General features: G+C 74.1%; 12 protein-coding genes. 6 read left to right on the plus strand and 6 right to left on the minus strand.

What is annotated here, in order from left to right; genetic code table 11:
- The first annotated feature begins 257 nt into the window (after positions 1-257).
- The 3 genes from ACFYPD_RS13280 (at position 258) to ACFYPD_RS13290 (ending at position 2,502) form a co-directional block, all read left to right on the plus strand.
- A complete protein-coding gene (locus ACFYPD_RS13280) occupies positions 258-1,220 on the plus strand; it encodes a TIGR03557 family F420-dependent LLM class oxidoreductase (protein ID WP_387112528.1) in 963 nt (320 codons plus the stop codon).
- Positions 1,217-2,062, plus strand: coding sequence for an alpha/beta fold hydrolase (locus ACFYPD_RS13285; RefSeq protein ID WP_387112530.1), 846 nt, complete (start codon positions 1,217-1,219; stop codon positions 2,060-2,062). The genes ACFYPD_RS13280 and ACFYPD_RS13285 overlap by 4 nt, the downstream gene beginning before the upstream one ends.
- 311 nt (positions 2,063-2,373) lie before the next feature.
- On the plus strand, positions 2,374-2,502 hold the full coding sequence (locus ACFYPD_RS13290) for a hypothetical protein (protein WP_387112533.1): 129 nt from the start codon (positions 2,374-2,376) through the stop codon (positions 2,500-2,502).
- A 16-nt stretch (positions 2,503-2,518) separates the two neighbouring features.
- Here the strand turns inward: ACFYPD_RS13290 and ACFYPD_RS13295 are convergent, their stop codons facing one another.
- From ACFYPD_RS13295 to ACFYPD_RS13320, 6 genes are all read right to left on the minus strand, one after another.
- Entirely contained in the window at positions 2,519-3,322 is an 804-nt protein-coding gene (locus tag ACFYPD_RS13295; RefSeq protein WP_387112535.1) for an endonuclease/exonuclease/phosphatase family protein, read from the minus strand.
- Positions 3,323-3,332: 10 nt separating this feature from the next.
- Positions 3,333-4,823, minus strand: coding sequence for a phosphatase PAP2 family protein (locus ACFYPD_RS13300; RefSeq protein ID WP_387112538.1), 1,491 nt, complete (start codon positions 4,821-4,823; stop codon positions 3,333-3,335).
- Between the two features lie 78 nt (positions 4,824-4,901).
- A complete protein-coding gene (locus ACFYPD_RS13305) occupies positions 4,902-5,903 on the minus strand; it encodes a YihY/virulence factor BrkB family protein (protein WP_387112541.1) in 1,002 nt (333 codons plus the stop codon).
- Positions 5,896-6,903: a diacylglycerol/lipid kinase family protein gene (locus tag ACFYPD_RS13310; RefSeq protein WP_387112544.1), complete on the minus strand. Its 1,008-nt coding sequence runs from the start codon at positions 6,901-6,903 to the stop codon at positions 5,896-5,898. The genes ACFYPD_RS13305 and ACFYPD_RS13310 overlap by 8 nt, the downstream gene beginning before the upstream one ends.
- Before the next feature lie 104 nt (positions 6,904-7,007).
- Positions 7,008-7,583, minus strand: a complete 576-nt coding sequence (locus tag ACFYPD_RS13315; protein WP_387112547.1) for a Clp protease N-terminal domain-containing protein — start codon at positions 7,581-7,583, stop codon at positions 7,008-7,010.
- On the minus strand, positions 7,583-7,819 hold the full coding sequence (locus ACFYPD_RS13320; RefSeq protein WP_387112550.1) for a helix-turn-helix domain-containing protein: 237 nt from the start codon (positions 7,817-7,819) through the stop codon (positions 7,583-7,585). Before ACFYPD_RS13320 ends, ACFYPD_RS13315 begins: the two co-directional genes overlap by 1 nt.
- Before the next feature lie 106 nt (positions 7,820-7,925).
- Here ACFYPD_RS13320 and ACFYPD_RS13325 point away from each other — a divergent pair, with 106 nt between their 5' ends.
- The 3 genes from ACFYPD_RS13325 to ACFYPD_RS13335 all read left to right on the plus strand — a co-directional run bounded on the left by ACFYPD_RS13325 (position 7,926) and on the right by ACFYPD_RS13335 (position 12,177).
- Positions 7,926-8,726 carry a PP2C family protein-serine/threonine phosphatase gene (locus tag ACFYPD_RS13325; protein WP_387112553.1) on the plus strand — a complete coding sequence of 267 codons (801 nt, stop codon included), beginning with the start codon at positions 7,926-7,928 and terminating at the stop codon, positions 8,724-8,726.
- Between the two features lie 95 nt (positions 8,727-8,821).
- Positions 8,822-9,646: a universal stress protein gene (locus ACFYPD_RS13330; protein ID WP_387112556.1), complete on the plus strand. Its 825-nt coding sequence runs from the start codon at positions 8,822-8,824 to the stop codon at positions 9,644-9,646.
- A 128-nt stretch (positions 9,647-9,774) separates the two neighbouring features.
- A complete protein-coding gene (locus ACFYPD_RS13335; protein WP_387112559.1) occupies positions 9,775-12,177 on the plus strand; it encodes a phosphoketolase in 2,403 nt (800 codons plus the stop codon).
- Positions 12,178-12,186: the final 9 nt, after the last annotated feature.

Consider the following 12,186-nt stretch of genomic DNA (forward strand, 5'->3'; position numbering starts at 1 on the left):
GGACGGGGAAGGCAACCGGTTAAGCTGATCGGCCGTCCGGGGTGGCGGCCTGCGGCGGCCCATGTCGCTACGGGCCGCCGCAGGGGCGGTCATCCCCACCACAGGATGCTGCGCCACCGGAGTCTGAACCGGTTAAGCCGGACTGTAGGCAGCATCCCCAACCGGCGTCAAGACGGCCGGCCACCGAAGCGGACACCAGGGTTGACCGCCGCTGCGCGGGGTATCCGGTGACGATCCCGCCCGGAAGGAGAGGTGCCATGGTCAACGTCGGCTACACCCTCATGTGCGAACAGGCCGGACCCAAGCAGCTGGTCGACCACGCCGTCCGCGCCGAGGCCGCCGGCTTCGACCACCTCGTGACGTCCGACCACTACTACCCCTGGCTGGACTCGCAGGGCCACTCCCCGTACGCCTGGTCGGTGCTCGGCGCGGTCGCCCACGCCACCAACCGGGCCGAGCTGCTCTCCTTCGTGACCTGCCCGATCCGGCGCTACCACCCGGCCGTGGTGGCGCAGAAGGCCAGCACCATCGGGGTGCTCTCGGACGGGCGGTTCACCCTCGGCCTCGGCGCCGGGGAGAACCTCAACGAGCACGTGGTGGGCGGGTGGCCGCACGTGCAGCAGCGGCACGAGATGTTCGAGGAGGCCCTCCAGATCATCCGACCCCTGCTCAACGGCGAGACGCTGACCTTCTCCGGCAACCACTTCGACGTGCCCGACGCCTACGTCTGGGACCGGCCGGAACGCCCGGTGCCGATGGCCGTGGCCGCCTCGGGCCGGCAGTCCGCCACCCTCGCCGCCGAGTACGCCGACGCCATGATCGCCACCGACCCGCTGCCGCACCTGGTCGAGATGTACGAGGAGGCCGGCGGCGCGGGCCGCCCCCGGTACGGGCAGGTCGCCATCTGCTACGGCCCGGACGAGGCCGAGTGCCGCAAGATCGTGCACGACCAGTTCCGCTGGTTCGGCATGGGGTGGAAGGTCAACGCCGACCTGCCCGGCCCGGACGCCTTCGCCGCGGCCACCCAGTTCGTCCGCGAGGAGGACGCGGCCGACAGCATTCCCTGCGGGCCGGACGTGGACCGGCACGTCGAGGCGTTCAAGAGGTTCGTCGACGCGGGGTTCACCCACGTGGCGCTGGTCCAGGTCGGCGGCGACGGCCAGCCGATGTTCCTGGACTGGGCGCAGGAGGAGCTGCTCCCCCGGCTGCGCGAGCTGTGACCGGTCCCGCCGTCCGGCTCTCGCCACCGGGGCGCTTCGGGCCGGCGGAGCTGCGGCTGGCCCTGGCCGCGCCCCGGCCGGCCGCCGGTTTGACCAGCGAGTTCCGGCTGGTCGACGGCCTGCGTACGCACACCCGCCGGTCGGCCGACCCGGGCGGCGACGCCCCGCCCGTGGTGCTGGTGCACGGCCTCGCCGTCTCGCACCGCTACCTCACCCCGCTGGCGGTGGCCCTGTCGGCCACCCACCCCGTGTACGTGCCGGACCTGCCCGGCTTCGGGCTGACCGAGCGCCCCGGCACGGCGTACGACGTGCCCCGGCACGCCGCGTTCCTGGCGGACTGGCTGGCCGCGTACCGGCTGGGGCCGGTCTGCCTGCTCGGCCACTCGTTCGGCGCGGAGGTGGCCGCGGCGCTCGCCGCCCGCCGCCCCGACCTGGTCCGCGCGCTGGTGCTGGCCGGCCCGACCAGCGACCCGGCCGCCCGTTCCCGCCGCGGCCAGGTCGGGCGGTGGCTGCTGGACACCCTGTGGGAGGCGAAGTGGCAGGCGCCGATCCTGCTGCGCGACGTCCTCGACGCCCGGCCGTGGCGGGTGTTCGCCACCCTGTCCCACTCGGTGCGCAACCCGATCGAGGCGGACCTGGTCCGGGTCACCGCGCCGACGCTGGTGCTGACCGGCACCCGGGACACGGTCGTCCCGGCCGGCTGGCGGGCGGAGGCGGCCCGCCTGGTCCCGGGCGCCCGGACGGCCGCCGTGCCGGGAGCCGCGCACAACGTCGCCACCACCGCGCCCGGCCAGGTCGCCGACGCGATCCGCGACCTGCTGGCGCCCGTCCTGCGAAGGTGAGTCCATGCGCATCGGAAACACGGAGATCCGGCCCCTCGGCGGCGGTCTCGGCTGCCTGCTGATGATCCTCTTCTCGATCGTCGCCTCGGTCGTGCTGACCGTGCTGCTGAACCTGCTCGTCTGAACCGGGCCCGCACCCCGACGGCCCGCCAGCCGCAGCCCCCGGCCCAGCTCGGCGGCCTTCCTGCTCGGCGCGGCGCTGGGCATCCTGGTGCCGCTGACCGTCTGGTACGGCGTGTTCCGGGCGCTCCGGCGCGGAGTGAGCGACGGACCACGGGACAGCGGGAGCCGGCACCTGGATCGACTGGATCGTGCTCGGCGACCGGGCCACCGCCGCGCTGCCGCGGGTGCGCGACTGGGCCAACGCGCACTCCTGGGTGGTCAGCGAGTTGGTCACGCTGATCTTCGTCGCCCTCGTCGTCACGGACCTGGCGAGCTGAGACGCGGCCGCTTCGGTCAGCCGGGCGCCAGCGCCAGGTCGGCGACGACCGGGTAGTGGTCGGAGGCGCTGTCGGCGTCGCCGCCGCGGACCACCCGGACCGCGCGGGCCGTCGCGGCCAGCGCCGGGGTGGCGAGCAGGTAGTCCAGCCGCATCCCGGCGAACTCCGCCCCGCCGTGCCGGGTCGGCACGGTCAGCCCGGCCGGCTCGCCGCCGCCGGTGTGCGGCCAGAGGTCGACCAGACCCGCGTCGAGCAGCCGGGCCACCGCGCGGGTGTCGACGGTACGGCCGTCGCGGCGCAGGTGGCGCCGCCGGTAGAAGGCGGTGAGGCCGGCGAGCCGGGCGGTGTGGTCGACGGCCGGCTCCAGGGTGTTCAGGTCACCGGCGAGCAGGGCCAGGGCTGTCCCGGTCCGCCGCACCGCCGCCGCCAGCCAGTCGGCCTCCATCCGCCGCCGCCCTCCCGAGTACGGGTTCAGGTGGGTGCTGAACACGGTCAGCGGGCCGGCCCCGGTGGCCACCTCGACCCGGGCGGCGGCGTGGTGGAACGGGCGGCGTACCCGGCCCGCGCGGAGCACCCGCAGCGGCGGGCGGACCAGCACGGCCACCGGCTGCCCGAAGCAGGACCGGGCGAGGTGCGGCACCATGCCCACCCGCTCCGCCAGCTCGGCGAGCCGGCCGTCGCGGTCCAGGCCGCGCAGCTCCTGCAGGGCCAGCAGGTCGGGGCGCTGGTCGGTGACCACGGCGACGATCCGGTCCCGGCGGTCGGTGCCGTCGCGGTCCCGCCCGCCGGTCCGGATGTTCCAGGTCATCACCCGCAGCATCGGCGCCCGGTCAGTCCTCGCGGCCGGCCCGGGCCAGCTCGTCGTCCAGCTCGTGCACCTGTTCCGACTCGATGGCCGGCCGGTTGCCCTCGCGCACGTCCGCGTTGGGGCGGACCACCCACCAGAGCAGCGAGAGCCAGAGCGCGCTGAGCAGGATCGCGCCCATGAAGTCCGTCGGGTGGTGCATGCCCCGGTACATCCGGGAGGTGGCCACCCCGACCGGCATGATCACGGCCAGGGCCACGAAGATCCAGCGCCACCAGCGGTCGGTGCGGGGCAGCACGATGATCGCCATGGCGGTCCACAGGCAGATGGTCGCCGCGATGTGCCCGGACGGGAAGGACGAGGTGGGCATCTGCCCGTCCAGGTTCTCCACCGGCGGGCGGGGCCGCTCGACCACCCGGGCGCTGGCGAGGAAGAGGCTCAGCTCGCCGAACATCGCCAGCACCACGAAGAGCACCGGTCGCCAGCGCTTCCAGACCGCCAGCACGATCGGGCAGAACACCAGCGAGACCAGCAGGATGGCGTGGGTGTCCCCGAACTTGCTCCACCACCAGCTCAGGTCGGTGAGCGCGTCGGTGCGCCGGTCGGCGAACCAGTGCGGCACCTCGGTGTCCAGGGTGTCGAAGATCGTGCCCTTGGCGTGGTAGCTGACGTACATGCCGAAGGCGTACAGGGCGCCGAAGACGAGCACCCAGCCGACCAGCAGCTCGGCCACCGACGAGCGGGGATGCTCCAGCACGTGCTCCTCGGCGGGGGCGGGGGCGATCTCCTCCCCCACCTCGGGCTCCAGGCCCTCGGTCAGCGGCGGCACCGGCCGGCCGCGCTCGCGCCGCCACAGCCGGAAGGCGTACGCGGTGACGCCCAGCCAGGCCGCGCCGAGCAGCCAGCCGCCGAGCACGTCCGAGACGAAGTGCACGCCCAGCGCGATCCGGGTCAGCCCGACCAGGAGGACCAACACGGCGGCGAGCGCGATGGTCGGCTTGCGCCAGCGCGGCGCCACGGCCGGCAGGAACACCAGCAGCAGCGCCCCGTACGCGACGAACGAGCCGAGCGCGTGCCCGCTGGGGAAGCTGTTGCCGGGGGCGCTGGCCACCGGCACGTCCACCACCGGCCGCAGCCGACCGACCAGCGCCTTGAGCGACGGGTCGAGGATCAGCCCGCCCACCCCGGTAATGATCAGGTAGACGGCGAGCCGGGGCTGGCGGCGGATCAGCAGGCCGACCACCGCGATGGTGATGAGCCAGATCAGCACCGGCCGGCCGCCCAGGTCGGTGACCGCCTGGAGCACGGTGACCAGCGGGTGGTGCGGCGCCACCAGGCTGTTGAACCACTCCGCCGCCTCGTGGTCGGCGTGGTAGAGCGGGCCCCAGTGGAACCGGACGAGCATGAGCAGCACGCCGAACCCGACGCCCGCGCCGGCAACGACGAGCAGCCCCGCCAGGCTCCGCTCGGCGAAGTGGCCGAGCGGCCGGCGCGTCGCCTCCTTGACCGCGGTCACCCCACACCTCCCTTGTCTGCTGCGAGGCGCGCAGTACCCGATTCCCGCTCCCCGTACACGCCGGGGGCCGGCGCGGCGTCAGAGCGCGGTCATGTCCCCGGTGTCGACGAGCTCCTCGCGCTCGGCCTCCGGCTCCCAGAGGTCGGGCTGGGCGGGCTCCTCCACGCCGATCCGCATGGCCTCCAGCTGGGCGGCGAAGGCCAGCCCGCCGAAGAGCGCCATCCCGGTCAGGTTCGCCCAGAGCAGCAGGGCCATCATCCCGGTCAGGGCGCCGTAGGTCTGCCCGAATCCGGCGCTGTACTTCACGTAGGCGGCGAGCAGCAGGCTGGCCAGCCACCAGAGCGCGGTGGCGATGCCGGCCCCGAAGAAGAGCCAGGACAGCCCGGGCTGCTTGCGGCGGGGCGCGTGGCGGAACAGCACCGCCACGGCGAGTACGGTCAGGCCGAGGCTGAGCGGCCAGCGGATCACGTCCCAGGCCGCGTGGGCGAAGTCGCCCCACTCGTAGTGCCGCCGCACCGAGTCACCCATCGCCCGGCCACCGACCAGGATCAGGAACCCGGCCAGCGCGGGCACGCCGGCGACCATCGCGAGGACCGTGGCGCGCAGGTACTTCAACAGGGCCGGACGGTCCCGCTCGACGCCGTAGATCCGGTTCGCGCCCCGCTCGATCTGCGCCATCGTGGTGGTGAGCGCGACCAGGCCGGTCAGCAGACCGAGGGTCAGCGCCAGCTCACCGGCCCGCTCGGTGCGCTCGGTGTCGGCCAGCAACTCCTGGACCACGGACTCGCTCTGGCCCGGGGTGATCGCCAGCACCGTGTCGGCGACCACTTTGCCGCCCTCGTGGACGCCGAGGTCGGTGATCAGACCGGTGAGCGCGATGAGGAACGGCACCACGGCCAGGCAGAGCTGCAGGGCGAAGGCCCGGGAGTGGCTGAAGCCGTCGCCGTAGCGGAACCGGATGAACGCGTCCCGGAGCAGGCGCCAGCCGCCGTGGCGGCGCAGCGTACGCCAGGCGTCGTCGGCGGAGAGTTCCTCCCGCGCCATCAGCCGGGTCTCGGGGACGAGCTTGGTGCTACTCACGGCGGCCCTCCTCGACCAGCCGCTCACCGCGCTCGGCGGCGGCGTCGGCGTCCACCGACAGGTCGGGGTGGCGCGCCGGCCGCGGCACGCAGAGCCAGAGCGACCCGGGCCGGATCTCGGCCTTCAGCGACCGGCCCGGCGCGATGAGGTCGCCGTCGAGCTGCCGGGGCTGGGCCCGGTTGCTGGTGATCTCGACCTTGCGCGCCCGGAACACCTCCATCCGGGGCACGCTGCCCCGCCGCCTCAGCACCGCCCAGCCGAGGGCGAGCCAGTGGCCGAGCGTCCGCGGGGTCAGCACCGCCACGTCGAGCCAGCCGTCGTCCGGCTCGGCGTCGGTGAGCAGGCGTACCCCGCCCTGGAGCCGGCCGACGTTGCCGACCAGGACCGAGCGGGCCCGCCGGCGCAGCGGCGGCCCGCCGTCGATCCGGATGGAGACCCGCATGGGGCGGTCCCGCAGGTGCTTGGCCGCTCCCACCACGTAGGCCGGCCAGCCGATCCGCTTCTTGGTCTTCTCGGAGGTGGAGTCGAGCATCTGCGCGTCGAAGCCCATCCCGGCCATCACGGCGAAGCACTGGTCGCCAGCCACGCCCACGTCGAGCCGGCGCATGCCCCGCTCGACGGCGACCTCCAGCCCGGCGGCGAGGTCGCCGGAGAGGCCGAGGTTGGCGGCGAGCAGGTTGCCGGTGCCCTGGGGCAGCACGGCGAGCGCCACGTCGGTGCCGGCCAGCGCGGTCACGCAGGCCATCACGGTGCCGTCCCCGCCGCAGGCGAACACCACCTCGGCGCCGGCCTCGACGGCCGCCTCGGCCTGGCCCCGGCCGGGGTCCTCGACCGTGGTCTCGTACCAGGCCGGCTCGGGCCAGCCGGCGGCGGCGAGGGCGCCGTCCACCGTCCGGCGGAACTCGTCGAGATCGGTCACCTTGACCGGGTTGACCACCACGGCCGAGCGCGGGGCATGGTTGTCCGCGGTCACCGGGGCTTTGTCGTCTCCACCGTCCACGGCGCAAGTGTGCAGCAACCGGGGCGGCGGAGCGACCCGACGGGCGCGGACGTTGCGAGGACCGCAAACAGGTTTGAACGCGGGCTGCGGCCGTCCGGGGTCGGTCAGGCCGCCGTGCGCAGCGCCGCCTCGACCCGCCGGCGCAGGTCGTCGAGGTCCGCACCGGCCTCGGTGAGCACCAGCGCGGCCAGCCCGTTGCCCTCTCGCAGCAGGCCGAGCAGGATGTGCTCGGTGCCGATGTGGTGGTGGCGCAGTCGCAGCGCCTCCCGCAGGGACAGCTCCAGCACCTTCTTCGCGCGGGGCGAGAACCGGCCGTTGTCGCTGCGGCGACCCCACCACCGGCGAGGGGCGGGGGCTGCCTCGCGCAGCGCGTCCGGGCCGAAGGACTCCTCGATCCGGGCGACGATCGCGGCGAGGTCGATGCCGATCTCGCGCAGCGCCGCCGCGTCCGCCTCGCCGAGGCCGTCGACCCCGTGCGCGGTGTGCCGGGCCACCGCGGCGCGCAGGTCCTCGGCCCGGATGCCGCCGGCCGAGAGCACCCGGACGGCCAGGTTGTCGCCGTCGGCGAGCACGCCGAGCAGCAGGTGCTCGGTGCCGACCGGGCGCCGGCCCTCGGTGCGCGCCTCGTCGACCGCGTGGTGCACCACCGCGCGGGCCCGGTCGGTGAACCGTTCGAACATCACGCCTCCCAGCTTCCGTGGACCGCCGGTCGCCCGGCGTGCTTCTTGTGGACCGCCTGCCGGCTGACCTCGAGGGCGTCGGCGATCTCCTGCCAGGACCAGCCCTGCCGTCGGGCGTTGTCCACCTGGACCACCTCCAGCCGTTCGAGCAGCCGGCGCAGGGCGAGCACGGCCCGCAGCCCGACCTTCGGGTCGGTGCTGCCGGCCGCCGCCGCGAGTTCCGTCGCCTGACTCATGGTGTCAACTTAAGTTGACGGGGCACGGTTGTCAACCCCGGTTGACAGGCCGACACGTCGTCGCGACCTGCCAAACCGTGACCCGGACCGGTGCTACCGTCCGCAGGTGTTCCGCCGCCGCCCGCTGGACCAGCCGGTCCAGGCCACCCGCCGGCTGACCGTCGGCCGGTTCACCCTGGAGATCGCCGGGGGCAGCGTGGTCGGACACCGCTACGCGGAGAACTACGACGTGCTGCACGTCGACCCCGAACTGCCGCTGGCCGCGGTCGCCGACGGCATGGGCGACGGCGAGGGCAGCCGGGTCGCCGGCGCCACCGCGATGACCACCTTCGTGGCGCAGGTCCGCGCCGGCTGGCCGGCCGTCGACGCCGCCGGGCTGCGCGCCGCGACGGCCGAGACCCAACTCCGGGTACGCCGGGCCGGGACGGGACTCGCCGGGCTGACGGGCTGCACGCTCACCGCCCTGGTCGCCGAGCCCGACGGCCGGCAGGGCTGGCTGGTCCAGCTCGGCGACTCGCGGGCCTACCGGCTGCGCGACGGCCTGCTGGAACTGGTGACCGTCGACCACACCATGGCCTGGCTCGGCCTGCTGCACGGCTGGTGGCCGCCCGACTCGCCGGAGGCGGCCCGGGCCCGCTACCAGCTGCTGCGCTACGTCGGCCACCCGGACAAGCCCGAACCGGACCTGCTCGCCGTGCCGCTGCGCAGCGGGGACACCTGGCTGCTCTGCACCGACGGGGTGAGCGACCAGCTCGGCTACCACCGGCTGCGCGACCTGCTGGCCGCGCGCCGCGACCCGGCCCGGACCGCGCAGGCCCTGCTCGCCGCCAGCCTGGCCGAGGGCGGCGAGGACAACGCCACCGTCGTGGTCGTCCGCGTCCACCCCGCCCTGCCCAACCCCCGCTGATCCCTCCCGTCCGCGCCGGTTCCGCCGACCCGGTCCGGGCGGGCACCCGCACGACTACCGTGGGTGAGGAGAGCGCGGTCGGGAGGTGAGCCGGGATGCCCGCACCCACCCACGGCGCGGTGGTGGTCGGCGTGGGCAGCTCGGCGGAGGACCTCCAGCTGGTCCGGACGGCCGCCGGGGAGGCCGCCGCGCACGACCGGCCGCTGCACCTGCTGCACGCCTTCAACTGGGCGGCGGCCCTGCAGTCGTTCTCGGTGAGCGGCCCGCGCGCCGCCGCCGAGGAACTGCTGGAGCAGGCCGGGCGGGTGGCCGCCGAGGCCGCGCCGGCGGTGCCGGTGACCGACGAGATCGTCGAGGGCGACCCGATCGAGGCGCTGGTCCGCGCCTCCGACTCGGCGTTCCTGCTGGCCGTCGGCGACGGCGGCATGTCCGGCTGCCCGGACTGCGTACCGGCCGACGCGCCGTCCGTGCAGCTCGCCGCCCGGGCCGGTTGCCCGGTGCTGGTCGCCCGGATCGAGGCGCCCCCGCAGGGGCCGCTGCTGGTCGGCTTCGACGGGTCGGAGAGCTCCCGCGCCACCCTGGCGTACGCCTTCGACTGCGCCGAAGGCCGCGGCAGCCGGTTGCTCGCCATCCGGGTGACGGAGCGCTCCGACGGCGACGACGGCCTGCTCGACGAGGCCGTCGCCCGGTACGGCGCCCGACATCCCCGGGTGGCCGTCGAGTGTCACACGATCTGCGGCGACCCTGGCGCCGTCCTGGTGGAACAGTCCCGCTCGGCACAGGTGGCGCTGGTCGGGGCGCGGGGCGACGAGCCGCTGCGGGGCATGCTGGGCGCGGTCAGCCAGACGCTGCTCTACCACTCGCCGGCCCCGGTGATCGTCGTCCGTGGACTCGACCCGGACGACGAGGACGGGCCATGACGCCCGCGCGGCCCGGGACCTACGGCCCTGCTCGACCCACCGGCCGCCGGACGAGGCTGGACGTGCCGGGGGCGGCGGATCCGTTCCCGGGTGGCAGAAGACCCCGAGCCGCGAGAGGCTAACGCAGCATGGACACCGCTCTGGACCTGCACAGCCCACTGACCGAGGACGAGCTGCGCCGGATCGACGCCTACTGGCGGGCGGCGAACTACCTCACCGTCGGGCAGATCTACCTGCTCGACAACCCGTTGCTGCGTGAGCCGCTGAAGCCCGAGCACATCAAGCCGCGGCTGCTGGGGCACTGGGGCACCAGCCCCGGCCTCAACCTCCTGTACGCGCACCTCAACCGGGTCATCGTGGCGCGGGACCGGTCCGCCATCTTCGTCACCGGCCCGGGCCACGGCGGCCCTGCCCTGGTGGCCAACACCTGGCTGGAGGGGACCTACAGCGAGCTCTACCACCACATCGCTCGCGACGAGACCGGCATGCAGCGGCTGTTCCGCCAGTTCTCCTTCCCCGGCGGCATCCCCAGCCACGTGGCGCCGGAGGTGCCAGGTTCGATCCACGAGGGCGGCGAGCTGGGGTACGCGCTGAGCCACGCGTACGGTGCGGCGTTCGACAACCCGGACCTGCTGGTCGCCTGCGTGATCGGCGACGGCGAGGCGGAGACCGGCCCGCTGGCCGGGAGCTGGCTGTCCAACGTCTTCCTCAACCCGGCCCGGGACGGGGCGGTGCTGCCGATCCTGCACCTCAACGGCTACAAGATCGCCGGCCCGACGGTGCTCGACCGGATCCCCTCCGAGGACCTGCTCGACCAGATGCGCGGCTTCGGCTACCAGCCGTACGTGGTGGAGGGCGACGACCCGGCCCGGGTGCACCGGGCCCTCGCCGCCACGCTGGACCGGGCGGTCGACGAGATCACCGAGATCCAGCGCCGGGCGCGCTCCGGCGGCGAGGTCGAGCGCCCCCGCTGGCCCATGATCATCCTCCGTACGCCGAAGGGCTGGACCGGCCCGAAGGACGTCGACGGCAAGCAGGTCGAGGGCACCTTCCGCGCCCACCAGGTGCCGATCGACGAGGTCCGCGACAACCCGGCGCACCTGGCCGAGCTGGAGCGCTGGCTGCGCAGCTACCAGCCGGAGGAGCTGTTCGACGCCACCGGCGCGCCGGTCGCCGAGCTGGCCGACCTGCCGCCGAGGGGCGACCGGCGGATGAGCGCCAACCCGGTGGCCAACGGCGGCCTCCTGCTGCGCGACCTGGAGCTGCCGGACTTCCGCGACTACGCGGTCGACGTCAAGGAACCGGGCGCGCCAATGGCCGGCGCCACCGGCGCGCTGGGCCCCTGGGTCCGGGACGTGATCACCCGTAACCCGGAGACGTTCCGCCTGTTCGGCCCCGACGAGGTCGCCTCGAACCGGCTCGGCGCCGTCTTCGAGGTCACCGACCGGGCGTTCGTCGGCAGCCGGCTCCCCGGCGACGACCACCTGTCCCCCGACGGCCGGGTCATGGAGGTGCTCTCCGAGCACCTGTGCCAGGGCTGGCTGGAGGCCTACCTGCTGACCGGCCGGCACGGCATCTTCACCAGCTACGAGGCGTTCATCCACATCGTCGACTCGATGGTCAACCAGCACGCCAAGTGGCTCAAGGTGACCCGTCAGATCCCGTGGCGGGCGCCGGTGGCGTCGCTGAACTACCTGCTCTCCAGCCACGTCTGGCGGCAGGACCACAACGGCTTCTCGCACCAGGACCCCGGCTTCATCGACCACGTGGTGAACAAGAAGGCCGAGGTGGTGCGGGTCTACCTGCCGCCGGACGGCAACACCCTGCTCTCCACCATGGACCACTGCCTGCGCAGCCGGCACTACATCAACGTGGTGGTGGCCGGGAAGCAGCCGGCGCCCAACTGGCTGACCATGGAGGAGGCGATCCAGCACACCCGCCGCGGCCTGGGCATCTGGGACTTCGCCAGCACCGACGACGGCAGCGAGCCCGACGTGGTGCTCGCCTGCGCCGGCGACGTGCCGACCCTGGAGACGCTGGCCGCGGCCGACCTGCTCCGCCAGCACCTGCCCGACCTGAAGGTCCGGGTCGTCAACGTGGTCGACCTGATGCGCCTGCAGCCGCCCTCGGAACACCCGCACGGCCTGCTGGACAGCGAGTTCGACACCATCTTCACCCGCGACAAGCCGGTCATCTTCGCGTACCACGGCTACCCGTGGCTGATCCACCGGCTCACCTACCGCCGGACCAACCACGACAACCTGCACGTCCGCGGCTACAAGGAGGAGGGCACCACCACCACGCCGTTCGACATGGTGATGCTCAACGACCTGGACCGCTTCCACCTGGTCATCGACGTCATCGACCGCCTGCCCGGGCTGCGCTCGCGCGCCGCCCACCTGCGGCAGGAAATGGTGGACCTCCGGCAGTCCTGCCGCGACTACACCCGGGAGCACGGCGAGGACGACCCCCGGGTCGCCGAGTGGCGCTGGATCCGGGAGACCGACCCAGGTGTGCGGGGCGGACGGTGAGCGTGCGGA

Source organism: Micromonospora sp. NPDC005299, assembly GCF_042872345.1.
In the GTDB taxonomy this organism is placed as follows: Bacteria; Actinomycetota; Actinomycetes; order Mycobacteriales; family Micromonosporaceae; genus Micromonospora.

Bases quoted from the DNA above. Each gene is read 5' to 3' on its own strand.
- ACFYPD_RS13280 (WP_387112528.1), top strand. From the start codon at position 258: ATGGTCAACGTCGGCTACACCCTCATGTGCGAACAGGCCGGACCCAAG.
- ACFYPD_RS13295 (WP_387112535.1), bottom strand. From the start codon at position 3,322: ATGCTGCGGGTGATGACCTGGAACATCCGGACCGGCGGGCGGGACCGC.
- ACFYPD_RS13315 (WP_387112547.1), bottom strand. From the start codon at position 7,583: ATGTTCGAACGGTTCACCGACCGGGCCCGCGCGGTGGTGCACCACGCG.
- ACFYPD_RS13320 (WP_387112550.1), bottom strand. From the start codon at position 7,819: ATGAGTCAGGCGACGGAACTCGCGGCGGCGGCCGGCAGCACCGACCCG.
- ACFYPD_RS13330 (WP_387112556.1), top strand. From the start codon at position 8,822: ATGCCCGCACCCACCCACGGCGCGGTGGTGGTCGGCGTGGGCAGCTCG.
- ACFYPD_RS13335 (WP_387112559.1), top strand. From the start codon at position 9,775: ATGGACACCGCTCTGGACCTGCACAGCCCACTGACCGAGGACGAGCTG.